This is a genomic window from Microbacterium sp. UBA1097 (assembly GCF_002313585.1).
Classification (GTDB): Bacteria; Actinomycetota; Actinomycetes; order Actinomycetales; family Microbacteriaceae; genus Microbacterium.
Genome location: NZ_DCBW01000060.1, coordinates 115954 through 140737, shown reverse-complemented (window position 1 = coordinate 140737; position 24784 = coordinate 115954). Strand labels below are relative to the sequence as shown.

At 68.1% G+C, this 24784-nt stretch carries 19 protein-coding genes and 2 riboswitches; of the genes, 10 read left to right on the top strand and 9 right to left on the bottom strand.

The features are described 5' to 3' along the window. Positions 1-3 precede the first annotated feature (3 nt). Positions 4-648 (top strand): DUF2461 domain-containing protein, encoded by a 645-nt coding sequence (locus B4F19_RS14620; protein ID WP_292735902.1) that lies wholly within the window; start codon positions 4-6, stop codon positions 646-648. A 34-nt stretch (positions 649-682) separates the two neighbouring features. Here B4F19_RS14620 and B4F19_RS14615 read toward each other — a convergent pair whose 3' ends face one another. Genes B4F19_RS14615 through B4F19_RS14590 form a run of 6 tightly spaced genes read right to left on the bottom strand, consistent with a single transcriptional unit; the run spans position 683 to position 7268 of the window. Beyond that, positions 683-1576 carry a glycosyltransferase family 2 protein gene (locus B4F19_RS14615; protein WP_292735899.1) on the bottom strand — a complete coding sequence of 298 codons (894 nt, stop codon included), beginning with the start codon at positions 1574-1576 and terminating at the stop codon, positions 683-685. After that, a complete protein-coding gene (locus B4F19_RS14610) occupies positions 1573-2652 on the bottom strand; it encodes a cysteine desulfurase family protein (RefSeq protein ID WP_414683167.1) in 1080 nt (359 codons plus the stop codon). The genes B4F19_RS14615 and B4F19_RS14610 overlap by 4 nt, the downstream gene beginning before the upstream one ends. Before the next feature lie 59 nt (positions 2653-2711). Further along, positions 2712-3581 carry a carboxylating nicotinate-nucleotide diphosphorylase gene (gene nadC, locus B4F19_RS14605; protein WP_292735893.1) on the bottom strand — a complete coding sequence of 290 codons (870 nt, stop codon included), beginning with the start codon at positions 3579-3581 and terminating at the stop codon, positions 2712-2714. Beyond that, positions 3581-5140, bottom strand: coding sequence for an L-aspartate oxidase (gene nadB / locus B4F19_RS14600; RefSeq protein WP_292728548.1), 1560 nt, complete (start codon positions 5138-5140; stop codon positions 3581-3583). The genes nadC and nadB overlap by 1 nt, the downstream gene beginning before the upstream one ends. Next, on the bottom strand, positions 5137-6486 hold the full coding sequence (gene nadA, locus B4F19_RS14595) for a quinolinate synthase NadA (RefSeq protein WP_228177081.1): 1350 nt from the start codon (positions 6484-6486) through the stop codon (positions 5137-5139). The genes nadB and nadA overlap by 4 nt, the downstream gene beginning before the upstream one ends. Beyond that, positions 6483-7268 (bottom strand): NUDIX hydrolase, encoded by a 786-nt coding sequence (locus tag B4F19_RS14590; RefSeq protein WP_292728550.1) that lies wholly within the window; start codon positions 7266-7268, stop codon positions 6483-6485. Before B4F19_RS14590 ends, nadA begins: the two co-directional genes overlap by 4 nt. A 101-nt stretch (positions 7269-7369) precedes the next feature. Here B4F19_RS14590 and B4F19_RS14585 point away from each other — a divergent pair, with 101 nt between their 5' ends. The 4 genes from B4F19_RS14585 (at position 7370) to gcvP (ending at position 13403) form a co-directional block, all read left to right on the top strand. Next, positions 7370-8623 (top strand): MarP family serine protease, encoded by a 1254-nt coding sequence (locus B4F19_RS14585; protein ID WP_292735890.1) that lies wholly within the window; start codon positions 7370-7372, stop codon positions 8621-8623. Beyond that, positions 8620-8711: riboswitch (glycine riboswitch) on the top strand. (Overlaps the previous gene by 4 nt.) A gap of 1 nt (position 8712) precedes the next feature. Then, positions 8713-8827: riboswitch (glycine riboswitch) on the top strand. A gap of 48 nt (positions 8828-8875) precedes the next feature. After that, complete coding sequence (locus tag B4F19_RS14580; protein ID WP_292735887.1) at positions 8876-10111, top strand: glycine cleavage system aminomethyltransferase GcvT; 1236 nt, start codon at positions 8876-8878, stop codon at positions 10109-10111. Next, on the top strand, positions 10108-10491 hold the full coding sequence (gene gcvH, locus B4F19_RS14575) for a glycine cleavage system protein GcvH (protein ID WP_228177085.1): 384 nt from the start codon (positions 10108-10110) through the stop codon (positions 10489-10491). Before B4F19_RS14580 ends, gcvH begins: the two co-directional genes overlap by 4 nt. Then, positions 10488-13403 carry an aminomethyl-transferring glycine dehydrogenase gene (gene gcvP, locus B4F19_RS14570; RefSeq protein ID WP_292735884.1) on the top strand — a complete coding sequence of 972 codons (2916 nt, stop codon included), beginning with the start codon at positions 10488-10490 and terminating at the stop codon, positions 13401-13403. Before gcvH ends, gcvP begins: the two co-directional genes overlap by 4 nt. 43 nt (positions 13404-13446) lie before the next feature. On the opposite strand, the gene B4F19_RS14565 is transcribed toward gcvP, so the two are convergent. Continuing rightward, entirely contained in the window at positions 13447-14418 is a 972-nt protein-coding gene (locus B4F19_RS14565) for a hypothetical protein (RefSeq protein WP_292727241.1), read from the bottom strand. 192 nt (positions 14419-14610) lie between these two features. After that, the gene (locus tag B4F19_RS14560; RefSeq protein ID WP_292735881.1) at positions 14611-15432 is read right to left on the bottom strand and encodes a CPBP family intramembrane glutamic endopeptidase; all 822 of its coding nucleotides are present in this window, start codon (positions 15430-15432) and stop codon (positions 14611-14613) included. Between the two features lie 155 nt (positions 15433-15587). On the opposite strand from B4F19_RS14560, the gene B4F19_RS14555 reads away from it, so the two are divergent. The 3 genes from B4F19_RS14555 to B4F19_RS14545 all read left to right on the top strand — a co-directional run bounded on the left by B4F19_RS14555 (position 15588) and on the right by B4F19_RS14545 (position 20394). Next, positions 15588-17450, top strand: coding sequence for an ABC transporter family substrate-binding protein (locus tag B4F19_RS14555; RefSeq protein ID WP_292727236.1), 1863 nt, complete (start codon positions 15588-15590; stop codon positions 17448-17450). Between the two features lie 197 nt (positions 17451-17647). Beyond that, on the top strand, positions 17648-19183 hold the full coding sequence (locus B4F19_RS14550) for an ABC transporter permease (RefSeq protein ID WP_292727234.1): 1536 nt from the start codon (positions 17648-17650) through the stop codon (positions 19181-19183). Between the two features lie 2 nt (positions 19184-19185). Then, positions 19186-20394 (top strand): ABC transporter permease, encoded by a 1209-nt coding sequence (locus B4F19_RS14545; RefSeq protein WP_292727232.1) that lies wholly within the window; start codon positions 19186-19188, stop codon positions 20392-20394. Here the strand turns inward: B4F19_RS14545 and B4F19_RS14540 are convergent. Continuing rightward, positions 20385-20981 (bottom strand): PH domain-containing protein, encoded by a 597-nt coding sequence (locus B4F19_RS14540; protein WP_292727231.1) that lies wholly within the window; start codon positions 20979-20981, stop codon positions 20385-20387. The two genes, B4F19_RS14545 and B4F19_RS14540, sit on opposite strands and share 10 nt — an antisense overlap. A gap of 29 nt (positions 20982-21010) precedes the next feature. On the opposite strand from B4F19_RS14540, the gene B4F19_RS14535 reads away from it, so the two are divergent. After that, entirely contained in the window at positions 21011-22750 is a 1740-nt protein-coding gene (locus B4F19_RS14535; protein WP_292727229.1) for a dipeptide ABC transporter ATP-binding protein, read from the top strand. Positions 22751-22849: 99 nt separating this feature from the next. Further along, positions 22850-24763: a translational GTPase TypA gene (gene typA / locus B4F19_RS14530; RefSeq protein ID WP_292735878.1), complete on the top strand. Its 1914-nt coding sequence runs from the start codon at positions 22850-22852 to the stop codon at positions 24761-24763. Positions 24764-24784: the final 21 nt, after the last annotated feature.

The window sequence follows — 24784 nt, the reverse complement described above, 5'->3', positions numbered from 1 at the left end:
GGCGTGAGGTTTGATGGCCTGAATCCCGATGCCCTGGCCTTCTTCGACGAGTTGGCGGTCAACAACACGAAGGAGTGGTGGCAGAGCCAGAAGGCGCGCTTCGCCGAGCACGTCGCGGGGCCCTTCGAGGCGCTGGCCGCCGAACTCGAACCGGAGTTCGGACCGGTGAAGATCTTCCGCCCGCACCGTGATGTGCGCTTCAGCGCCGACAAGTCGCCCTACAAGCTCCAGATCGGCCTGGTTACCCGCGCTTCAGCCGCCCATTACCTCCAGCTCTCGGCATCCGGGCTGCTGATCGGCGGCGGGATGTACCAGCCGTCCCCTGCGCAGCTGGCGGCGTTCCGGTCGCTCGTGGACGATGCCCGGACAGCGCCAAACCTCCAGGCCACCCTCGCCGAGGTCAGCGCTGGCGGCTTCGAGCCGATGCGAGATGACGCGCTCCGCACGGCGCCTCGAGGGTTTCCCACCGACCATCCCCGCGTCGACCTCCTCCGCCTTCGCCACCTGGCGGTCGGGCGAGAAGAGCCGCCCGACGACTGGATGTGGACGCCTGGTGCTCTCGACGAGATCCGTGCAGCCTGGCACGTCGTGTCAGTGTGGTGCGACTGGTTGCACGCGAATATCGCGACAGACCCCGAAGCCCGATGACGGCAGCTGGACACCCTCCTCGCGGTGCTATGCGTCAGCTGTCGCGGCCGCCGTCCAAGCGGCCCTCGAAGGCGTCTAACGCTTCGCGATAGCGAAGGTCGGGGTGACTGTCAGCGATTGTGCGTAGACGTGGCACGTCCATTTCTTTGATGAGATCAACGCGGGCCTGCCGAGCCTCGGAGTGACCGCGGAGAACGTTGAGTCCTTCGCTCATCGCCTCGAGGCAGTCCCGCAGCACACCGAGCTCGGACTCGCGCTGCGTGATCGAGGATCCGTCCGGGCGCATTCGCCACCGCACGACGACGTCGGGGATCGTGTCGAAGGCTGACGCCCACACGAGCATCCGCTGCGCGACGACCTGATCCTCGTACAGCCGACCCTCAGGGAAGCGGAGCTCGTCCCACACGCGGGCCCGACTCACCTTCGCCCACGCCACGATGCTCCCCGTCGCCGCCGGATGCTCGTCCAGCGTCACGCGGTGTCGCTCGGGTGATGTCGCCGCGGCAACCCACGGCTGAACCGGCCCATCGAGATAGGTGCCGTCGGGCTGCGGTCGCAGCCGCGTGTAGGCGCCGATCACGAAGTCGCTTCCGGTGTGCTCGAGGGTGCCGATCATGCGCTCGAGCGCTGACGGTGTGAACTCGTCGTCAGCGTCCAAGAACCCCACGAACGGAGTGGTGACCAGTTCCAGTCCGGCGTTTCTCGCTGCCCCGAGGCCCCGCGTGCGCGGCAGCAGCAGGGCGCGGAACCGCTCATCGCGCGCTGCTGCGCGCTCGAAGAGATGGCCCGTCTGATCGGTCGAGCCGTCGTCGATGAGGATCGCACGCCAGTCGCCCCGGGTCTGGTTTCGGAGAGAATCGAGCGCCGCGGGCACGTAGGGTGCGACATCCAGACCCGGAACGATGACGGTGATCGCCGGGTCGGTCATACCCCGGATCCTACGGCGGCAACAGCTGCCTCGATGGCGTCAACGACCGGGGCGACCGAGCCGGTGGCGCCCTGCCCGAGTGTCACGCGCACGGCGGTGCGGGCCTCGTCGTGGTCGATGCCGAGAGCGAGCAAGACGTGTGAGGCCTCCTCGCTGCCTGCCGCGCAGGCAGAGCCGCTGGAGGTGACGATGCCGCGCCGCTCGAGCTCCAGGAGCACGGTCTCGCCGTTCACACCCGAGAAGGTGAAACTCGCCGTCCCAGGAAGACGGTGCTCGGGATGCCCGGTGAGCCGCGCGTTCGGCACCCGCTCGAGCACGCCGGAGATCAGGTCGTCGCGCATCCCGCTCACGCGCTCGGCAGCGTCGGCGCGCTCGGCCTCAGCAAGTTCGAGCGCGCGGGCAAGGCCGACAGCCCCGGCGACGTTCTCGGTGCCGCTGCGCCGGTCCCGCTCCTGCCCGCCGCCGTGCAGCACCGGCTCGAGGGGTATGCGGGACCGGATGCCGAGCGCACCGATGCCCTTGGGGGCGCCGATCTTGTGGCCGGCGATCGAGAGCGCGTCGGCACCGAGGCCGGCCAGCGGCAGCCATCCCGCCGCCTGCACGGCATCCAGGTGCAGGGGCACTCGCCCGGCGACGGCGGCGACCAGACCGGCGACATCCTGAACCGTGCCGATCTCATTATTGGCGTAGCCGACGCTGACGATCGCGGTGTCATCGCGGATGGCAGCGGCGACGGCATCCGGGTCAACGAGCCCCGTCGTGTCAACCGGCACGAGAGTCGCATCGAACCCGTGGATGCGCGTCAGGTAGTCGACGGATCCGAGCACCGATTCATGCTCGATCGGGGTAGTCACCACGTGCCGGGCGCCGCGTCGCTGCTGCGCGGCTATCGCAACGCCCTTGAGCGCAAGATTGTTCGCCTCGGTCGCACCCGAGGTGAAGATCACGTCGGTGGGCCGCATGCCGAGGATGGCGGCGACCCGTTTTCGGGCATCGGCGAGTGCGCCAGCTGCCTGCTCGCCGATGGTGTGGTGGCTCGACGGATTGCCGAAGCGCGACGTGAGGTACGGAGTCATCGCCTCCAGCACCTCGCGGCGCACCGGTGTGGTCGCGGCGTTGTCGAGATAGCTGACGCTCACGACCCGCCGGCGCCCGACTCGATACTGATGTCCAGGCCCAGATCGACCGCGGGGGCCGAGTGCGTCAGGGCTCCGACCGAGACCACATCGACCCCCGTCGCTGCGATCGCCCCGACAGTCTCGAGGGAGACACCGCCGGATGCCTCCACGACGGCCCGGCCTGCGATCAGCTCGACTCCCGCCCGAAGCTCATCGAGCGAGAAGTTGTCGAGCATGATGATGTCGATCCCGGCCGCAAGAACCGAGGGGATCTGCTCGACACGGTCGACCTCCACCTCGACGCGCATGGTGTGGGGAAGGCTCGACTTTCCGGCGCGGAGCGCCTCGGTGGTGGAGGCGCCCGAAGCTGCCAGGACCGCGAGGTGGTTGTCTTTGACCATCACGGCGTCGGATAGGGAGTGCCGATGGTTGTGGCCGCCGCCGCTGCGCACCGCGTGGCGCTCGAATGCGCGCAGGCCGGGTGTCGTCTTGCGGGTGTCGGCGATCCGAGCGCCAGTTCCCGCGACAGCCTCGACGTAGCGAGACGTGAGAGTGGCGATTCCCGACATCCGCTGCGTGAAGTTGAGGGCGACGCGCTCGGCGGTGAGAACGGCGCGGGCGGGACCCTCGACGGTCGCGAGCACGTCGCCGGCCGTGAACGCCTCGCCGTCAGCTCGATGAAGCGCCACAGAGATCGCGGTATCCGTCAGCGCGAAGGCTGCCGCGAACACCGCTCCGCCGCTGAAGGTCCCGGGCTCCCTCGCGACGAGCTCGGCGCGGGCGCGGGCGGATGCCGGGACGAAGGCCTCGGCAGTCACATCCCCCCACGGCGCGTCTTCGGCCAGCGCCGCCGACACTACCCGGTCGATCTCGGCACGGGCCAGCATCAGCGCACCACCGCGAGCTCGGCGTCGCGCCGGAAGTGGGCACCGGCCGAGGCCCGCCGCGCGCGGGCGGCGGCGACGACGTGCTGGGCAACCAGCAGCAGGTTCTCGTCCTCGTACTCGCGTTCGGTCCTTGGGGAGCGTGCCTGCGCTCTCCAGCTCGCGAGCACGCTTGCGGCGTGCGTGAGGCCCTCTTCGTCTCGCACCAGCGACGCGTTCTCCCACATCAGGTCCTGCAGGGCAGCGCGAGAGAAGGTTAGCGCCGGGGCTACCGGGCTTCCCGTCACGCCCCCGGAGGGAACGGGGCTGATGCCGTCGCGGGCTTCGGCGGGCCACAGGCCGGATGCGGCATCCGTCGCGATCGCATCCCCGGCGCGCGCGCCGAACACAGCGCCCTCCAGGAGCGAGTTCGACGCGAGCCGGTTCGCCCCGTGGACGCCGGTGCGGGCGGTCTCTCCGACCGCATAGAGTCCGGGAAGCGAGGAGCGGCCCTCGAGGTCGGTCACGATTCCACCCATGAGGTAGTGGGCCGCCGGGGTGACCGGCACGGGAACGCGCGCCCAATCCAGGCCCCGCTCGCGCATGGCGTTGTCAATCGTGGGGAATCGCTCGCGCAGCCAGGCGGCGCGGGCATCGGCATCCGTCGCGGGGATGGCCGTGGCATCCAGCAGCACGGGGCGTCCGTCCTGCTGCCGCATGACGCGGGCTATCGCGCGGGCGACGACATCGCGCGGCGCGAGCTCACCGTCGGGGTGATCGTCGAAGACGAACCGGTGGCCGTCCTCATCGATGAGTGTGGCGCCCTCGCCGCGCACCGCCTCGGAGACGAGGAAGGCGTCACCGGCTGCGAGCACCGTCGGGTGGAACTGCACGAACTCGAGGTCAGCAACAGCGGCTCCTGCCCGAATCGCCGCAGCGATCCCGTCTCCGGTGGCCACAGCGGGATTGGTCGAGTGTGCGAACAGCTCGCCGATGCCCCCGGTGGCCAAGACGACGGCATCGGCCCGCAGCTCGTCGGGCGTTCCGGCGTGACCGTCGCGGGCGTCGCGCAGAATCCGGATGCCGCACACCCGCCCCACCTCGACCACAAGATCGACCAGGAACGCGTGCTCGATAACCGTCGCAGCGGTCGCGCGCACGGCGGCGACCAGAGCGCGCTCGATCTCGGTTCCGGTCGCGTCGCCGCCCGAGTGCAGGATGCGGGGGTAGGAGTGTGCTGCCTCGAGACCCTTGCGGAACTCACCGTGTTCGTCGCGATCGAACGCGACCCCGAGCGCGACAAGCTCCCGGATCCGCTCCGGGCCCTCCGTCGCAAGTACCCGCACCGCTGCCTCGTCGCCGAGCCCCGCCCCGGCGACGAGCGTGTCGTGGATGTGGTCTTCGACGCGGTCATCGGCGAACATGACTCCCGCGATCCCGCCCTGCGCGTAGCGCGTGTTGGCGTGCTCCAGAACGTCTTTGGTGACGACTGTCACGCGGCAGCCGCTCGCCGCCGCGTGGAGGGCGACGGTCAAGCCTGCGATGCCGCTGCCGACGACGATCACCCGCGGCGCGGATGTCATGATGCCTGCTCCCAGGCTGCAGCCGGGGCTGCCGGGGGCTTGGCTGCCAGCATCCGTTCCAGGGCGACCCGCGCGGGGTCTGCGACGTCGGTCGGAACCGTGATGCGGTTGACGACCTCGCCGGCGACGAGCGACTCCAGCACCCACGCGAGGTAGCCGGGATGGATGCGGTACATCGTCGAGCAGGGGCACACGACGGGGTCGAGGCAGAAGATCTCGTGCTGAGGATGCTCGGCCGCGAGGCGTTGAACGAGGTTGACCTCGGTGCCGATCGCGAACGTCGTCGGTTCGGTCGCCGCCTCGATGGCCTTACGGATGTAGTCGGTCGAGCCCGCCTCATCGGCGGCGTCGACGACCTCCATCGGGCACTCCGGGTGCACGATGACACGGACGCCAGGGTGCTCGGCGCGGGCCTTGTCGATCTGGGAGACCGAGAACCGACGGTGGACCGAGCAGAACCCGTGCCACAGGATGACGCGCGCGGCATCCAGGGTCGTGTCGTCGTTGCCGCCCAGGGGCTTGCGGGGGTTCCACATCGGCATCTGCTCGAGCGGCACTCCCATCGCCTTCGCGGTGTTGCGCCCGAGGTGCTGGTCGGGGAAGAACAGCACGCGGCGGCCCCGCTCGAAGGCCCACTCCAGCACGGTCCGGGCGTTCGAGGACGTGCACACGATGCCGTGGTGCCGCCCGACGAACCCCTTGATCGCTGCCGAGGAGTTCATATAGGTCACCGGGATCACCGGGAGCAGGCCCTCGGCGTCCGGTGTATCGAGATCGCCGTAGATGTCGGCGAGCTCCTCCCACGCCTGCTCGACCTCGTCGATCGAGGCCATGTCGGCCATCGAGCATCCGGCAGCGAGGTTCGGCAGGATGACCGCCTGCTCGGGTCCGGAGAGCAGGTCTGCGGTCTCGGCCATGAAGTGCACGCCGCAGAACACGATGGCCTCGGCATCCGTTCGCGCTTTGGCAGCATTGGCGAGCTGGAACGAGTCGCCCACGTAGTCGGCGTGTCGCACGACCTCTTCGCGCTGGTAGAAGTGCCCGAGCACGACGACGCGCTCGCCGAGGGTCTGCTTGGCGGCAATGATCCGTGCGTCGAGCTCGGCCTCCGTGGCCTCGCGGTATTCCCGCGGCAGCTCACCCTGGCGCGGTGCGCCGGTCGGGATGACATCGCCCTCCGACGCTCCGGGTCCATAGCCCGGAACCGTGTCGAAGAGCCAGGGAGCCTCGACGAGGTCGGTGTTGCAGGTCTCGCCCTGCAGCGACCCCGAGACGATGCCGTGGATCTCGTGGTCGACGGACGGGTCGATGCGGCGCGGCGTCAGGGCGATGTTGACAGCTGTCATGAGGTGCTCGATTCGGGCGAGGAGGGGTGGATGCCACCGGGCCGGGCGGCGCTCAGCGGGCCCCGATCGGCAAGTTCGACATCCTGGTTGTAGCGGTACAGGCGGGCGGGACGATGGCTGCCGGTGCGGAACCGGTCGGTGGGGATGAGGTTCCCGGAGTTCTCGACCTGACGTCGGAAGTTCGCGGGATCGAGACGCCGATCGAGGATCGCCTCGTAGACCTCGCGAAGGTCGGCCAGTGTGAACAGGTCCGAGAGCAGGCCGTGCGCGATGCGGCTGTAGCCGACCTTGTTACGCAGCCGCCACAGGGCATACGACACGATCTCGTTGTGATCGAAGGCGAGCGTGCCAGGCGCGTTCGCGTCGAACCAGGCGACGTTCTCGGGCGCATCACCGGCTGCCTCATGGGCAGCGCGCTGGGCGTCCACGTCGTCGGCCCGCAGGAGTGCCCAATAGACGATCGACACGACGCGCGTGGGGGAGCGATCGACGTCTCCGAACGCGTAGAGCTGCTCCAGATAGCTCGGCGTCAGGCCCGTTGTCTCGGCGAGGGTACGTGATGCCGCGGCATCCAGGCCCTCTCCGGCATCCAGCCATCCACCGGGCAAGGCCCACAGGCATTCATAGGGTTCGCGGGTGCGACGCACGAGCGGCATCATGAGGCGTCCCGACCCATCGCCGGGGTCGCGGCGCACCGTGAAAATGACGGTCGACACCGCGACGCGGATGGCATCGGTGGATGCGGCGCGTGAGATATCGGGAGCGAGACTGGTTTGTGTCATGGTGACTCTAACTACGGGTTCGATCTTAGAGTCAGAGTGACCAGAACCGCAACTCGGTCGGGTTGGAAGAAAACCCCCAGGTTGGTCGACAGACTGGATGCGTGGTCCTCGGCATCCTCACCGACGTTCTCGTCGTGATCCTGCTGCTCGGCGCGCTCGCGTGGGGGATCGGGAGCGGCGTCCTCGCGATCCTCGGATCGGCGGTTGGCCTCGCCGTTGGCGGCGTGGCGGTCTGGTGGCTCCTGCCGATCGTCGCGCCGCTGCTGCCCGGGTCGGATTGGCGCGGGCCGGTGCTGATCGCCGGCGTTGTCGCCCTGCTCGTGGGCGGTGCAATAGCTGGCGGCGCGATTGGCAGCGTCCTGCGGCGCGGAGCCGAGAAGCTGCGCCTCCACGTGATCGACCGCCTGCTGGGTGGGGCAGTCGCGGTCGTCGCCACCGCGCTCTCGCTGTCGCTGGTGGCCCAGAGCGCCGCGGTCTCCGGCGTTCCGCTGGTGTCGGCAGCCACCTCGTCGTCGCGCGTCCTCGCCACGATCGATGCGCTGACCCCGGCACCCGTGAGCGCGGCCCTCGCGCAGCTGCGGCAGGCGGTCTTCGTCGACGCTTTGCCTCGGATGGGAACGCTGCTCGACCTTCCCGCCACCGCACCGACAGCCCCGCCGGTCGCGCTCGATGACCCAGCCCTGAGCGCTGCCGCGCAGTCGGTCGCCCGGATTTCGGGAACCGCGTTCTCGTGCGCGCGCGGCATGACAGGGTCGGGTTTCGTCATCGCCGATGACCGCGTGGTGACCAACGCGCACGTCGTCGCCGGGATGGAGCAGATCGTGGTCGAACTGCCGGGACGCATCGCGCAGACGGGCCTGGTGGTCTGGTTCGACCCCGACCAGGATCTCGCCGTCATCGCCGTGGAAACCGAAGATGCCGCAGCGCTACAGGTGGTGCCGACGCTGCGTGCCGGGGACACCGCGGCGGTGGCCGGATACCCCTATGGCGGCCCGTTCACGCTGGGGCAGGCGTCAGTGCGGTCGGTGGGAACCGCGCAGGTGCCTGACATCTACGACAGCGGGTCGGTGAGTCGCGAGATCTACGCGCTCGATGCTCGGGTCGCTCCAGGCAACTCCGGCGGTCCGGTGCTCACCGCCGGCGGCGACGCTGCGGGTGTCGTGTTCGCTCGCGCCGACGACGGGACGGATGTCGGCTATGCGGTGACCTCGGGAGTCCTCGCGCCGTTGGCGGAGCAAGCGAGCGCTCTCGTGGAGCCGGTTTCGACGGGATCCTGCACGCCCTCACGCGCGTCTGCTGGCGGGAACCCGGCGCTGGGATATGCTGGCCGCGCAACTGAAGATCCGGCCACATGACGGGTGCGGGAGAGCCCCGGGTTACACCGGGCACCGAAGGAGCAAGCCTCCCCGCCAATCTCTCAGGTCCGCGTACCGCGCACGTCCGGCCACTCTGGAAAGCGTCATCACCCGCGCATCGGGTGACGGCCGCCGACGGTGAAAGCACAGCATCCGGTTCGCTCGGGTGCCGCGCGAAACTCTCAGGCCACAGACAGAGGGGGAGTTCACGGGCGTCGTACGGCGTCCCCCGTCCGACGACCGGGAGAACTCATGTCACACCCCGCACCACCAGATACCGCGCACGCGGACACGGAACCGAAACGCTCGCCGCTCCAGGATCGACACGTCGCGCTCGGCGCCGCCTTCACGGACTTCGGCGGCTGGCAGATGCCGGTGCGCTACGCATCCGACCTCGCCGAGCACCACGCGGTGCGGCAGGCAGCAGGCCTGTTCGACATCTCGCACATGGCCGAGTTCCTGGTCACGGGAGAGCCCAGCGGCGCGTTCCTCGACTACGCCCTCTCGGGCGATCACTCGGGCATGCGGGTGGGGAAGGCCAAGTACTCGCTCGTCCTCACCGAAGACGGCGGCATCGTCGACGACGTCATTGTCTACCGCACCGCTGAGGATCGGTACCTCGTCATCGCCAACGCAGGCAACCGGGATGCCGTGGCCGAGGCGCTCCGGCTTCGGGCCGCTCGCGCGCCAGTGGCGGCATCCTTCCTCGCTCCGCGCGAGCGTCGTGAGGGCAACGCGTTCTTCCTTTTCGTTCCGGGTGTGTCTGACACCGCCCAGATCGAGGATGTGACCGACCAGTTGGCGCTTGTGGCGGTCCAAGGGCCAGCCGCGCGGGAGGTCCTCGAGGCGACTCCCGAGATCGGTGAGGTCGCTCCTACGTTCTCTGAGCTCGGGTACTACGCCTGGGCTGCCGGATCCTTCAGCGGAGAGCCCCTCTTCATCGCCCGCACCGGCTACACCGGCGAGGACGGCTTCGAACTGCTCGTGCCCCATCGCGCGGCGGGTGCCCTCTGGGACGCTCTGCTGGCGGCGGGAACGCCGCTGGGGCTCGTTCCGGCGGGGCTGGCGGCGCGCGACACCCTGAGGCTTGAGGCGGGAATGCCTCTCTACGGTCACGAGCTCTCGCTCCGGACGACTCCCGCCCAGGCGGGGCTAGGCCGCAGCGTCGCCCACGGCAAACCCGACTTCGTGGGCAAGCGGGCCCCGCAGGCCTCGGATGCCGACAGTCGCGTGCTCGTCGGGCTGGTTTCTGAGGGCCGTCGCGCCGGCCGCGCCGGGTATGCGGTCGTCGACCCGGCGGTCGACGGTGCCCCCGTTGTCGGCGAAGTGACCTCGGGAGCGCTGAGCCCCACTCTCGGGCATCCGATCGCCCTGGCCTACGTCGAGCCCGCGCTCGCCGCGCCTGGCACCGAGCTGGCGATCGATGTGCGCGGCACGCTCATTCCTGCATCCGTAACGACCCTGCCCTTTTACCGGAGGACGACATGACCGACCTGACGACCCTGAAGTACACCGCCGAACACGAATGGCTGCGCCTGGAGGGCGACGAAGCCGTGATCGGGATCACCGACTACGCCGCCGACAAGCTCGGCGATGTCGTCTTCCTCGAGCTCCCTGGTGTCGGCGACGGCGTATCGGCCGGTCAGGTCTGCGGCGAAATCGAGTCGACCAAGTCGGTCGGTGAGCTGTTCGCGCCCGTCGACGGGGAGGTGCTCGCCGTCAATCACGAGGCGATCGATGACCCGTCGGTCGTGAACTCCGACCCGTTCGGGGCCGGCTGGCTCATGAAGCTCAAGGTCACGCCCGCCGACATCGACGCGCTCCTGGACCGTGACGCGTACGTCGCCCTCACCGGCGGCGCTGCATGACCGTCGGATCTTTCGCCGAGCGCCACATCGGAACCGACGCCACTGCCCAGCGCGCCATGCTCGACGCGCTCGGCTACGAGAGCGTCGATGCTCTCGTCGAGGCGGCGGTTCCGGCATCCATTCATGCCGCGCCGCGGGAGGGATCACGGATTCCGCTCGCCGCGACCGAGGCCGAGGCGCTCGGAGAACTTCGGGAACTCGCCTCGCGCAATCGCGTGTCGCGGTCGCTGATCGGCCTCGGCTACTACGACACGCTCACGCCCGCTGTGATCGCGCGCAATGTCTTCGAGAATCCGTCCTGGTACACCGCCTACACGCCCTACCAGCCCGAGATCTCGCAGGGCAGGCTCGAGGCGCTCATCACCTTCCAAACGATGGTGACCGATCTCACCGGGATGGCGACAGCCGGCGCGTCGATGCTGGACGAATCGACGGCCGTCGTCGAGGGGATGCTGCTGGCTCGCCGCGCCTCGAAGAGCGCGTCGAGCGTGTTTCTCGTCGACGCTGACGCCCTGCCGCAGACGATCGCGCTGCTGCGCCACCGGGCCGAGGCGCTGGGGATCGAGGTCCGGGTCGTGTCCTTCGATGAGCCCGAGGCCGTTCCCGAGGCTTTCGGTGGCTTCATCCAGTTCCCCGGGGCGGCGGGCCGAGTCTGGGATCCGAGCGAGGTCATCGCGGCGATCCACGACCACGGCGGACTTGCCGTGGTCGCCGCCGACCTTCTCGCCCTCACGCTGCTGCGCTCGCCCGGCTCACTCGGCGCCGACGTGGCTGTCGGGACGACACAGCGTTTCGGTGTGCCGATGGGCTTCGGCGGACCCCACGCCGGATACCTCGCGGTCCGGGCAGGGCTCGAACGGCAGCTGCCGGGGCGCCTGGTCGGCGTGTCGGTGGATGCCGACGGTCGCCCCGCGTACCGGCTGTCGCTGCAGACGCGTGAGCAGCACATCCGTCGCGAGAAGGCGACCTCGAACATCTGCACCGCCCAGGTGCTGTTGGCCGTCATGGCGGCGATGTATGCCGTTTATCACGGGCCCGAGGGGCTGAAGCGGATCGCTCAGGGCGTGCACGCGAAGACGGCCCTGGTCGCCGGATCGCTTCGTGCGCGCGGCGTCGAGGTGCTGACGGAACACTTCTTCGACACGATCCAGGTGCGGGTCGCGGATGCCGCCGCCGTTGCCTCAGCGGCGGCGGGGCTCGGCATCCTGCTGCGACGCGTGGATGAGACCACGGTCGGGATCTCGATCGATGAGGTCAGCGCTGCCGATCCGTCGATCGAGGCGGATCTGCTCGCGGCGTTCGGTGCTGCGGGCGAGGTCCACGGGGTAGAGACAGCGGCGGACTCTCTCGCCGGCTCGGCCTTCACTTCGCTGGCCGGGGTGCGCATGTACCCCGAGCCGCTCCGCCGCACTGACGCCTACCTCGCTCACGAGGTGTTCCACGCGCACCGGTCTGAGACAGCCATGATGCGATACCTGAAGACGCTCGCCGACCGCGACTACGCGCTTGATCGCGGCATGATTCCGCTGGGTTCGTGCACGATGAAGCTCAACGCCGCTACCGAGATGGCGGCAGTCTCGTGGCCGGAGTTCGCGCGGATGCATCCGTTTGCTCCGGCATCCGATGTCGAGGGATATCTCGAGCTGATCGATCAGCTCGAAGTGTGGCTGGCTGAGGTCACCGGCTACGACGCCGTCTCGATGCAGCCGAACGCGGGGTCCCAGGGCGAGCTCGCGGGCCTGCTCGCGATCCGCGGGTACCACCGCTCGCGGGGCGACGAACAGCGCACGGTATGCCTCATTCCGTCGTCCGCGCACGGCACGAACGCGGCATCCGCGGTGCTCGCCGGGATGCGCGTCGTGGTCGTCGCGTGCGATGAGGCAGGAAACGTCGACCTCGACGATCTGCGCGCCAAGATCGCCGAGCACACCGAGACGCTCGCCGCCCTCATGATCACGTATCCCTCGACGCACGGCGTGTACGAGCACGAGGTGTTGGCGATCACCGCGGCCGTGCACGAGGCCGGCGGCCAGGTCTACGTCGACGGGGCGAACCTCAATGCGCTTGTCGGGTACGCGCGCCTCGGCGATCTCGGTGGCGATGTGTCGCACCTGAACCTGCACAAAACGTTCGCGATCCCCCACGGCGGCGGCGGGCCGGGGGTCGGCCCGGTGGCCGCCAAGGCGCACCTCGCGCCGTTCCTGCCCTCACATCCGATGGCACAGCAGGACCGGCATCCGTCACTCGCGGATGCCGACGGCGCGGTGTTCGCCGGGGGTCCGATCTCGGGTGCGCCGTACGGTTCGGCGTCCATCCTGCCGATCTCGTGGGCGTACGTCCGGATGATGGGCGCTGACGGCCTGCGTCAGGCGACAGGCAGTGCGGTCTTGGCGGCGAACTACATCGCGGCCCGCCTGCGTGAGCACTACCCGGTGCTGTACGCGGGGGAGAACGGACTCGTCGCACACGAGTGCATCCTCGACCTGCGGCCCCTGCGGGACGCCACCGGAGTCACCGTGGATGACGTGGCCAAGCGCCTCATCGACTACGGATTCCACGCGCCGACGATGTCGTTTCCCGTTGCGGGGACGCTCATGGTCGAGCCGACCGAGTCCGAGGATCTCGGTGAGCTCGAGCGGTTCATCGAGGCGATGATCGCGATCAAGGCCGAGGCCGATGCTGTCGCTGCGGGGGAGTGGCCTGCTGGCGACAATCCGCTCGTGAATGCTCCGCACACAGCCGAGGCCATCGCGGTCGGCGACTGGCAGCATCCGTATTCGCGCGAGCGAGCGGTGTATCCAGTTCGTTCCTTGGTGCGTTCGAAGTACTGGCCGCCGGTCCGCCGGATCGACCAGGCCTACGGCGACCGCAACCTCGTCTGCGCCTGCCCACCCCCCTCCGCGTTCGCCTAGCCCCGCGCCCTTCGCCGTGAGACGTAACCTGGCGCGGGAAACGTCAGCCCGCCTCACGCGCGAGGTTCCGTCTCGGGCGGTGTGAGTGAGACGTGAGGGTGGCGAGCATGGCGGGTACGGGTGGCCGGATGCGGCGCACGCCGCTTGCCTCGAGCGTTCGTCGCAGGGGCTCGGCGCGCATGGCGTCGTTCCAGTCCCAGCGCGCGAAGCCGCGCAGGTGGCGACGTAGGCGGTCTTCGCGGCGCTTCTCAGCGGCAAGGTCCGCGGGGGTGCGGTACTTGCCGTATCCGTCGGACTCTCCGGCGATGTCGGAGCGCGGCCAATAGAAGTCGCAACGGTCGTTCTGCCCTTCGAAGTGGAACGGGTGCTGGAGCTCAGGTTCCTCGTACCCCAGCCAGCCGATGACCGCGCGGCTGACCGATTCGCCGACGCTCTCGGAGCGTGGATCGGCGTGTTCAATGGCCCATGCGCATCGGCGGCGGTGACGGCGATCCACCTGCAGCAAGAAGGCGTCACGAATCTCCGCGATGGTGCACAGACCGAGTTGACGCTTGCCGATCGTCGCGTCCACGGCCGCCAAGCCCCACGCGGGCGGAAGGGCGCGGGCCAGGGCGACCGCGGTGTCAGCCGGAGCAGTAAGCAGGAGGCCCCCTGTCTCCACGAAACGCGACGTCGTGAGGCTCGCGTGTCGAACGACATCGCCTACCCGGTGCGAGCGCGTCGCCTGGCCATCCAAGAGATGGATGTCGCGAGGTTCACCGAATATCGGCTGACCCCAGAGGGCAGCGGCAGACTCACGGCAGAACAACGCGTCCGGTCGGAGCAGCGCGACGGCGTGGACGCGTGCGAGGTAGCGATCCCACGGCGCGAGAGCGCGCCAGGCCGCCGCATCCGCCCATACGCCGTGTCGTACGGGCACCAGCGTGCGGTCATCACGCGGTCGAGCTGTTGGCGCGGCATCCGATGCAACGTGAAGGACAACGGGACTCGGAGCAATCGCGAGCTTGGGTGGCATCCTTCATCGTCGGCAGTTCCCCACCTACCCATTCCGGGCAACGCCCCCATCGGTGGACAACCCTCACGCCCCTCTTCCCGTGGAGGATCCCCGCTCCCGGCCACCCCGCTCCGTGAGACGTGCACTCGCGCGAGGGACGTGCCCCCGTGCGTCGCGCCAGGCTGTGTCTCACGGCATCAGCGGCGGGCGAGGCTAAAAGACGCCGGGGAAGAGGGTTACCGCGAGGGGGTAGCCGATGAAGGCGACGATGTCGATGAGGGTGTGGGCGATCACGAGGGGCATGACCCGGCCCCACCGGCGGTAGCACCAGCCGAAGACGACACCCATCGCGAAGTTGCCGACGATCGCACCGAAGCCCTGGTACGCGTGATAGGCGGCGCGAAGACCGGCGGTCGTCAGGATGATCGCCCACCAGTTCCAGCCGAACCGGCGGAGGCGATCGAACAGGTAGCCCAGAAAGATGACCTCCTCGGTCAGCCCCGCCCGTAGCGCCGCCAGCATCAGTAACGGCACGGTCCACCACGCGGCATCCAGCGGCGACGCGCTCACCTGCAGCGTGATCCCGAGCGCCCGGCCCGCGACGTAGAGGGCAAGGCCCGGGATGCCGATCACAAGGCCCAGCAGCAGTGCCCGGCCGAGGTCACCACCGAAGCGCGAGAAGTCCAGGCCGATCCGACGCAGGGCGTTTTTTCCGGGTTCCCACAGCAGATAGACCACCAGGGCGACCAGCGACAGCGCGAAGAACACACTCAGCAGCTGGTAGACGGCGTTCCAGATCGCCTCGGCATCGCGGTTGGGATTGAGCTGGGTCTGCTGCTGGGAGAGAGACTGGTTCTGCTGCGCCGCACGGATGAGCGATCGGACGAACGACAGGATGCTGTACACGGCGGCCTGCCCGACCGTGATGGCCAGCACGATCCACACTTCCCACGTCAGACGTGTGCGTGTTGCGCCCTCAACCCGGGGGAGGTTCAGCACTTCGCTCACAACAGGCGGGCGCTTCGGGGGGTGCATCTTGTCAGATTGCCACATGCAACTCCCATCGAGTTAAGGGTATGTAACTTTTCGGCCTCAGGTTTTGAACAACTCATATGCCCCGCTTAGGGTTTTTCCATCCGCGCCGAGGCACCTGATGTCTCAGCGCAATAACCCCTTGCACAGGAGGAAATGTGAAGATCGCACGTCTTGCGGCGGGCGTGGGAGTTGTCGCTGTCGGAGCACTCGTGCTCGCCGGTTGCAGCAACCCCTACCAGTCGGATGTCGTGGAGAACTCTGAGATTACGGTTGCGTACAACTCGGGCTTCTTCCACTTCAACGACGACAGCTCTGCCGGCAACAACACCGCCAACGGCAACATCAAGTACATGACCGACACGTCGTTCTCGTACTACAACAACACCCCGGAGCTCGTGCGTAACACGGACTTCGGAACCTACGAGAAGACCAGCGACGACCCGCTGACCGTAGAGTACACGATCACCGCCGACGCGGTGTGGTCTGACGGAGTGCCGGTCGATGAGGCGGACATGCTCCTGCAGTGGGCTGCGATCTCGGGCAATGTCAACGACGCGTTCTCACCCGCTGCCACCACCGGCTACAACCTGGTGACGCAGATCCCCGCTACCGAGGACAAGAAGATCACGTTCGTCTACGACGAGCCCTACGTGGACTGGGAGCTGGTCGGCCCGATCGGTGTCTCGGCACACGGCACCTACGCCCTCGCGTTCCCCGACGAGTACGCGGACGTGCAGGCCGCCTGGGACACCTACGCCGCCTCGGGTGAGCAGGGTGACTGGGATGCCTACAGCAGCGCCGCCAAGTCCTTCGCCGAGACCGCGAAGCAGGCTGTCGTCGACGCGATCACCAACGGTGACGAGGAAGTCCTCGCTGCCCTCGGCGACGCGTGGAGCAACGGCTACGCCTACACCTCGCTGCCCGACAGCCCGGCTGCGGCGCTGACCAGCGGTGCCTACACGATCGAGGAGACCGTCGAGGACCAGTACACGACCCTCGTCGCGAACCCGCTCTACACGTGGGGCCCGTCGCCGAAGTTCGAGCGGATCACCGTTCGCACGATCGCCGACTCCACCACCGCGCTCCAGGCTCTCGAGGCCGGCGAGCTCGACATCTGGACCGGTCAGCCCACCGCTGACATCCTCCAGCTGGCCGAGGGTATCGCGACCGCCGAGGTGCAGACCGGCACGCAGGCATCGCACGAGCACGTCGACCTCACCGTCAACAACGGCGGCCCGTTCGACCCGGCCACCTACGGTGGCGACGAGGCGACCGCGCTCGCGGTTCGCCAGGCGTTCCTGAAGACGATCCCGCGCCAGGAGATCGTCGACAAGATCATCGTCCCGCTCAACCCCGACGCCGAGGTGCGCAACGCCAACCTCGTTGGCCCGGCGGACACGGTGCGCTACCCGATCCTCACCGGTGACAATGGTTCGGCCGACTACGCCGACGTCGACATCGAGGGCGCCATCCAGCTCCTCGCCGACGCGGGAGTGACCACGCCGATCGAGGTCGGCTTCTGGTACCCCGAGGGCAACGTCCGTCGTGGCCAGGAGTTCGAGCTCATCTCTTCGTCGGCTGCTCAGGCGGGCTTCCAGCTCGTCGACCAGAGCGAGCCGAACTGGGAGTTCACCGACCCGTCGATCAACCCGATCAACCCCCACGACGCCGTGATCTTCGCCTGGTCGCAGACCAGCCTCGCGGTGGGTGGCTCGGACCAGATCTACGCGTGCTACGAGACGCCTGAGGCAAAGGGTGGCAACTACAACGGTTACTGCAACGAGGACGTGACGGCTGCACTGCAGACCCTGAACGTCACCTCGGACTACGACGCTCAGACCGACCTCCTCAACGAGGCCGAAATGGGTATCTGGTCGGATGCCGTCACCATCCCGATCTTCCAGTTCCCCGGCCTGCTCGTCTCGAGCGACCGCGTGACCGGAGTGAAGGCCATGCCGCTGAGCCCGGACTACTTCTGGAACTTCTGGGAGTGGGCCCCGGTCGACGCTGAGGGTTGATCCCTCCGTCAGGGAAGCGGCCCGGCCGCTTCCCTGACGTCGACACCAATAGCGTGGGCGCCGAGGTGACCCCTCGGCGCCCACAGCTGTGTCGCGGCGACCGGCCGCGACACCGCATGCCGTAGTACCTTTGGGCAAAGCTCTGCCCCGAACGGAACACCCATGACACCTGAGTCCGCGAACCCGCGAGGCCGAACGTGCTGACCTTCCTGCTCAGGCGACTGGGCGCGATCCTGCTCGTGCTCCTTGTCGCATCGTTCATCGTCTACACCCTCACCGCGATCGGCAGCGATCCGCTCCGCGACCTGCGCGGCAGCAGCGCCCCCAACCGCGACGAGCAGATCGCCTACCGCATCGAGGTCCTGAACCTCGACCTGCCGCCGGTCCTCCGATACTTCACCTGGCTGGGCGGCGCCGCCCAGTGCTTCATCTTCCAGTGCGACCTCGGCGTCGCCTACAGCCGCTCCAACCAGCCGGTCACCGATGCGCTGGCCACGGCCGCGGGCTCCACGATCCAGCTGGTGACCGCCGCGACGATCATCGCGATCCTCGTGGGCATCACGATCGGCATCCTGACCGCCCTGCGCCAGTACAGCGGCTTCGACTACACGGTGACCTTCCTCACCTTCATCGTGTACTCCCTCCCCATCTTCTGGGTCGCGGTGCTCCTCAAGGAGTACGGCGCGATCCGCTTCAACGAGTTCCTCGCCGATCCCAACGTCACGTGGCTGGCGATCCTCATCACCGGCCTCATATCGGGCATCCTGTTCATGAGCCTGCTCGGTGGCAGCTGGAAGACCCGGCTCATCACGTTCGGCTCCGCGTTCGTCGCCGCCGGCGGCCTGCTCTGGTTCCTCGGGGTCACCGGATGGTTCACGACCCCCACGATTGGACTAATCGGTGTGATCATCACCGGCATCGGCGCCGCCGTCGGGGTGACCGCCATCTCCACGGGGCTGGCCAATCGCCGCTCACTTCTCGCGTCGCTGATCACGGTCGCGATCTGGGCGGCGGTCTACTACCCGTTGCAGTACCTGTTCTTCTATGTCGCCGAGGGCTGGATGCTGGTGCTGCTCGGTATCGCGGCGATCGGCATCGGCATCCTGGTCGGGGTCATCGTCGGCGGCGACGGCAAACGTGAGGCGGCCCGCACGGCCGCGATCGTCAGCTTCATCCTGTTCCTCATTGTCGTGATCGACCGCGTCATGCTCGTCTACCCGGACTACGTGCAGCGGATCCCGCAGAGCGGTGTCATCGCGACGATCGGCTCGCGCACTCCGGGTCTGCAAGGCGACATGTGGTTCCAGATGCTGGATGCCTTCTCGCACCTCATCCTCCCGACGATCGCGTTGGCGCTCGTCTCGATCGCCGCGTACACGCGCTACACCCGGTCGAGCCTCCTCGAGGTCATGAACCAGGACTATGTGCGCACCGCACGGGCCAAGGGCCTCACCGAGCGCACCGTCGTCGTCCGCCACGCGATGCGCAACGCGCTCATCCCGATCGCGACGATCATTGCCTTCGACATCGGCGCGCTCATCGGCGGTGCCGTCATCACCGAGACGATCTTCGCCTGGAAGGGTATGGGGTCGCTCTTCGTCGACGGCCTCAACGCCGGCGACGTGAACCTCGTCATGGGCTTCTTCCTCGTGACAGGTCTTCTGGCGGTGGTCTTCAACTTGATCGCCGACCTGCTCTACTCCGCTCTCGACCCACGGATCCGGGTGAACTGACCATGGCGACTCCGATTCCCACCGACGCTCCCGAGGACCGCGGGTCCGAGCAGACGATCGAGCAGAAGGCGGTCGCCGGCCTGAGCCAGGGTGCGCTCGTGCGCCGCAGGTTCTTCCGGCACAAGCTCGCGATGACCGCGCTCGTGGTGCTCGTGTTCATCATCCTGCTCGCCTTCACCTCTGTTGGAACGGTCATCGGCGGCACCGGCTCGCTGCAGGCCGACGCGTCCGGGACGCTCACCATCAACGGATGGCGGATCGAGGGGTGGTGGCCGCTGAACTGGTGGACCGCCTACCCGCTGGTCAACGCCGGTCAGCCGACGCTTTCGCTGTGGCCACTCAGTTTCGGCGAGCATCCGTTCGGTCAGGACACGCTGGGCAAGGACATCTTCGCGCAGGTGATGCGCGGCACCCAGCAGTCGATCACCGTCATGTTCCTCGTCGGCATCGTGTCGCTGATCGTCGGCGTGAGCCTCGGCGCGATCTCCGGTTACTTCCGGGGCTGGTCCGACTCGCTGATCATGCGCTTCACCGACGTCGTGATCATCATCCCGATCATCGTGCTCGGCTCGATCATCGGAAAGCTCCTGGGCGGCAACAACGCGATCGTCTTCGGCGTCTTCCTCGGCATCCTGAGCTGGACAGGTCTCGCACGGCTGGTGCGCGGCGATTTCCTGTCGCTGCGAGAACGCGAGTTCGTGGATGCCGCACGCGTGGCGGGCGCGAGCAACGCGCGGATCATCTTCCGCCATATCCTCCCGAACGCCGTGGGTGTCATCATCGTCAACACGACGCTCCTGATGAGTGCAGCAGTGCTGACCGAGGCCGCGCTGAGCTTCCTCGGATTCGGCATCAGCTACCCGGATGTCTCCCTCGGACAGATCATCTCCGAGTACCGCGAGGCGTTCCGGACACGCCCGTGGCTCTTCTGGTGGCCGGGCCTGTTCATCATCCTGCTTGCGCTGTGCATCAACTTCATCGGAGATGGCCTGCGCGACGCGTTCGACCCGCGTCAGCAGGCCAAGGTCAGCCGCCGCAAGGCGTCGCGCGCGGTCGCCGCGATCCCTTCCGTGCAGGCGGTGACGATGGTCGAGGCGCCGACCTCGGATTCCGATCTCCCCTACATCGACGAGTTCAGCGATCTGGGGGAGCGGTCGGCCCCGCCGGATGCCCGGGGAGACACCGGCGACAGGCCGGGTGATCAGCCGTGAGGCAGCGCGAGGCTCAGCACCGCGGCGACCGTCAGCGCGGCGGTGCCGGCGATCAGCAGCGGATGCCACGTCACGGCGGTGCCGCTGACGCTCGTCAGGCCCTCGCGGCGGTGGCGATCGAGCTCGCGTCGTACCAGGCCCGCGGCGTCTCCCGAGGCGGTTCCCTCCGCATCCGACGGGCGGCGCGTTTCGCCCTCCCCGGGCGTGTGGGCCACGTCCACGCGCTGGGTGGAGAGGGCTTGGCGCGCGCCGGGCGCCGGAGCTGCCCAGGCACGGATGACCCGGCCGCCGTTCGTGCGGAGGGTCAGCGCGTAGCGCGAATCGACCTCGGCGATGTCCCCCCACGGCACGCGGTAGGTGCGCACGATGTTGCTCACTTCGACGAAGCCCTCGGACACGCGGACGAACGGGCGCAGGTAGACCAGCCACGCACCCCAGCCCAGGAGAACGACGGGCCACGCCCAGCGCACGAGCTCGAGAAGACCGCCGTCCACGGCGATGAAGACCAGGGCCGCCACCGCGATCACGAGGGCCGCCACGGCGATGATCATGCCGCCGCGCGGGCGCAAGGTGACCGGTTCGGGCATGCGCCCATCCTGACACGGGAGAACGAACGATGACCTCTGACCAGTCCCGCGCTCGAGGCGGGTTCGGCCGCCGCTCGCGCAGTACCGACACCGCCGCCACCCCCACCGGCGGCCCGGCGCTGTCGGTGTCGAATCTCGGCGTCGAGTTCTTCGTAGGTGGCGCCTGGGTCGCGGCCGCCAAGCACGTCAGCTATGACCTCATGCCCGGCAAGGTCCTCGCGATCGTCGGGGAGTCCGGCTCGGGCAAGAGCACGAGCAGCATGGCCGTCATGGGGCTTCTCCCCAAGAACGCGCGGGTGACCGGGAGCGCGAAGCTCGCCGGGAAGGAGCTGATCGGTGCGCGGCCCGAGGCGCTGCGCAAGGTCCGCGGTGAGGGGATCGCTGCGATCTTCCAGGAGCCGATGACCGCCCTGAACCCCGTCTACACCGTCGGCTTCCAGATCTCCGAGGCGCTCATGACGCACCGGCCGGGGATGACCCGGAAGCAGGCGAAGGAGCGGGCCCTCGAGCTCCTGCGCCTGGTCGAGATGCCCGATCCGCTCAAGGCGTTCGACTCCTACCCTCACCAGCTCTCCGGTGGACAGCGACAGCGTGCGATGATCGCCCAGTCCATCTCCCTGGAGCCGCGTGTGCTCGTCGCCGATGAGCCCACGACGGCGCTCGATGTGACAGTGCAGGCCGAGATCCTCGACCTGCTGCGCAACCTCCACACCAAGCTCGACTCGGCGATCATCCTCATCACGCACGACATGGGCGTCGTGGCCGACATGGCCGACGACGTCATGGTGATGAAAGACGGCGACGTCGTCGAGTACGGCCCGGCATCGCAGGTGTTCGGCGAAGCGGAGCATCCGTACACGCGGGCGCTGATGGCTTCGGTGCCCCACCTGGGCCTGGGGGAGGCGCGCACCGAAGAGGCCACTCATCGGGATGACTCGACGGCGGCGCTGCGCCTGGAGAACGTCTCGATCGAGTACCCCAAGCGCGGTCGGGTACCCGCCTTCCGGGCCGTATCGGATGCCACGCTGTCGATTCAGCCGGGCGAGGTGCTGGGCCTCGTGGGTGAGTCAGGGTCAGGCAAGACGACCATTGCGCGCGCCATCGTGGGCCTCGTACCGATCGCGGAGGGAAGCCTTCGCGTTGCAGGCCAGGACATGGTCGGGGTAGGCCCCAAGGAGTTGCGCGCGGTGCGCCGCAAGCTCGGGATCGTGTTCCAGGACCCCGGTTCTTCGCTGAACCCCCGCTGGCCCGTCGGAGAGTCGATCGGGGAGCCGCTGGAGCTCGCCGGTCGTGAGCGCAAAGAGATCTCCAAGCGTGTCGAGGATCTGCTGGACCTCGTCGAACTGCCGCGCGATTTCCGCAACCGGTACCCGCACGAGCTCTCGGGTGGGCAGCGTCAGCGCATCGGTATCGCCCGCGCTCTGGCCCTCGACCCCACTGTGCTGGTGGCCGACGAGCCCACGAGCGCGCTGGATGTCTCGGTTCAGGCGCGCGTGCTCGAGCTGCTGCAGGCCATCCAGAAGGAGAAGCAGTTCGCGACGCTGTTCGTGACCCACGACCTCGCGGTCGTCGATCTTCTGGCCGATCGCATCGCCGTCATGCAGCACGGACGCATCGTGGAGCAGGGCACGAAGGAGCAGATTCTGCGCAACCCGCAGGATGACTACACCAAGCGCCTCATCGCTGCTGTTCCGGTTCCGGATCCTGCCGAGCAGCGGCAGCGCCGCGAGGCGCGGGCAGCGCTCCTGGCCGAGCAGAAGTCGGCCTGAGACGAGGACGACTCCGCGCTCAGCTGCCCGCAAGCGCTCCTGAGATATCCTGGGATGCGCCGGCATCCCGGCCGCCTCCCCACCCGCAAGGATTCCCTCATGGCGCATGCCCTCCGTTCGGACCTCCGAAACGTCGCGATCGTCGCGCACGTCGACCACGGCAAGACCACGCTGGTGGATGCGATGCTGCGCCAGACCGGCTCGTTCGGCGAGCACGCGCACGTGGAAGAGCGCGCGATGGACTCGAACGACCTCGAGCGCGAAAAGGGCATCACGATCCTCGCGAAGAACACCGCGATCACCTACAACGGCGTCCACACCGAGGTCCCCGTGACGATCAACGTGATCGACACGCCAGGGCACGCCGACTTCGGGGGAGAGGTCGAGCGCGGGCTGTCGATGGTCGACGGCGTCGTGTTGCTGGTGGATGCGTCCGAGGGGCCGCTTCCGCAGACGAGGTTCGTGCTGCGCAAGGCGCTGGAGGCGAAGCTCCCCGTCATCCTGCTCGTCAACAAGACGGATAGGCCGGATGCTCGCATCGCCGAGGTCGAGGAAGAGTCGCACGACCTGCTGCTGGGCCTCGCGTCTGACATGCACGAGGACGTCCCGGACCTCGACGTCGACGCTCTCTTGGACGTGCCGGTCGTCTACGCCTCAGGTCGCGCCGGCGCTGCCTCGCGGAACCGCCCCGAGAACGGGTCGCTCCCCGACAACGACGACCTCGAGCCGCTGTTCGAGGCGATCCTCGAGCATGTTCCGGCGCCGTCGTACGACGACGAAGCGCCGCTGCAGGCATGGGTGACGAACCTCGACTCGAGCCCGTTCCTCGGTCGTCTGGCGCTGCTGCGGGTCTTCAACGGGACCCTCAAGAAGGGCCAGACCGTCGCCTGGGTGCGTCACGACGGTTCCCACTCGAACGCGCGCATCACCGAGCTGCTCAAGACCCGTGCGCTCGAGCGCTATCCCGCCGAGTCAGCAGGACCCGGTGACATCGTCGCGATCGCGGGGATCGAAGAGATCACGATCGGCGAGACGATCGCCGACCCCGAGGACGTCCGACCGCTGCCGGCGATCACCGTCGACGACCCCGCTATCTCGATGACGATCGGCACGAACACCTCGCCGCTTGTCGGCAAGGTCAAGGGCCACAAGGTCACGGCACGCATGGTGAAGGACCGCCTGGACCGCGAGCTCATCGGCAACGTCTCCATCAAGGTCGTCGACATCGGGCGGCCGGATGCCTGGGAGGTGCAGGGACGCGGTGAACTGGCGCTTGCCATCCTCGTCGAGAACATGCGCCGCGAGGGCTTCGAGCTGACCGTCGGCAAGCCCCAGGTCGTCACCCGGAAGGGGCCGAACGGGCAGACGCAGGAGCCCTTCGAGCACCTGACCATCGACGCCCCCGAGGAGTACCTCGGTGCGATCACGCAGCTTCTGGCTGCCCGCAAGGGCCGCATGGACAACATGACCAACCACGGCACGGGTTGGGTGCGCATGGAGTTCATCGTGCCCTCACGCGGGCTCATCGGCTTCCGTACCGAATTCCTCACCACCACGCGCGGGACCGGCATCGCCAACGCGATCTCGCACGGCTACGAACCGTGGGCGGGTCAGATCGTAACGCGCCAGAACGGGTCGATCGTCGCCGACCGCTCCGGCGTCGTGACCCCCTTCGCGATCATCGCGCTCCAGGAGCGCATGAGCTTCTTCGTGCAGCCCACAGAAGAGGTCTACGAGGGCATGGTCATCGGTGAGAACTCACGAAGCGATGACATGGACGTCAACATCACCAAGGAGAAGAAGCTCACCAACATGCGCTCCTCCACGGCCGACACGTTCGAGTCCATGACTCCGCCGCGCCTGCTCTCCCTGGAGGAGAGCCTGGAGTTCGCGCGCGAAGACGAGTGCGTTGAGGTGACCCCCGAAAAGGTGCGGATCCGCAAGGTGATCCTCGACCAGACCGAGCGTGGTCGCGCTGCATCGCGCCTGAAGCGGCAGGACGCCAACGCCTGACCGGCGTCGCCCACGGGTCGA

What these genes read in the sequence shown, in the direction of transcription:
- B4F19_RS14615 (WP_292735899.1), bottom strand. Translation starts at nt 1,576, where the DNA reads ATGACCGACCCGGCGATCACCGTCATCGTTCCGGGTCTGGATGTCGCA.
- B4F19_RS14610 (WP_414683167.1), bottom strand. Translation starts at nt 2,652, where the DNA reads ATGACTCCGTACCTCACGTCGCGCTTCGGCAATCCGTCGAGCCACCAC.
- nadC (WP_292735893.1), bottom strand. Translation starts at nt 3,581, where the DNA reads ATGCTGGCCCGTGCCGAGATCGACCGGGTAGTGTCGGCGGCGCTGGCC.
- nadB (WP_292728548.1), bottom strand. Translation starts at nt 5,140, where the DNA reads ATGACATCCGCGCCGCGGGTGATCGTCGTCGGCAGCGGCATCGCAGGC.
- nadA (WP_228177081.1), bottom strand. Translation starts at nt 6,486, where the DNA reads ATGACAGCTGTCAACATCGCCCTGACGCCGCGCCGCATCGACCCGTCC.
- B4F19_RS14590 (WP_292728550.1), bottom strand. Translation starts at nt 7,268, where the DNA reads ATGACACAAACCAGTCTCGCTCCCGATATCTCACGCGCCGCATCCACC.
- B4F19_RS14580 (WP_292735887.1), top strand. Translation starts at nt 8,876, where the DNA reads ATGTCACACCCCGCACCACCAGATACCGCGCACGCGGACACGGAACCG.
- gcvH (WP_228177085.1), top strand. Translation starts at nt 10,108, where the DNA reads ATGACCGACCTGACGACCCTGAAGTACACCGCCGAACACGAATGGCTG.
- gcvP (WP_292735884.1), top strand. Translation starts at nt 10,488, where the DNA reads ATGACCGTCGGATCTTTCGCCGAGCGCCACATCGGAACCGACGCCACT.
- B4F19_RS14565 (WP_292727241.1), bottom strand. Translation starts at nt 14,418, where the DNA reads ATGCCACCCAAGCTCGCGATTGCTCCGAGTCCCGTTGTCCTTCACGTT.
- B4F19_RS14560 (WP_292735881.1), bottom strand. Translation starts at nt 15,432, where the DNA reads ATGCACCCCCCGAAGCGCCCGCCTGTTGTGAGCGAAGTGCTGAACCTC.
- B4F19_RS14545 (WP_292727232.1), top strand. Translation starts at nt 19,186, where the DNA reads ATGGCGACTCCGATTCCCACCGACGCTCCCGAGGACCGCGGGTCCGAG.
- B4F19_RS14540 (WP_292727231.1), bottom strand. Translation starts at nt 20,981, where the DNA reads ATGCCCGAACCGGTCACCTTGCGCCCGCGCGGCGGCATGATCATCGCC.
- B4F19_RS14535 (WP_292727229.1), top strand. Translation starts at nt 21,011, where the DNA reads ATGACCTCTGACCAGTCCCGCGCTCGAGGCGGGTTCGGCCGCCGCTCG.
- typA (WP_292735878.1), top strand. Translation starts at nt 22,850, where the DNA reads ATGGCGCATGCCCTCCGTTCGGACCTCCGAAACGTCGCGATCGTCGCG.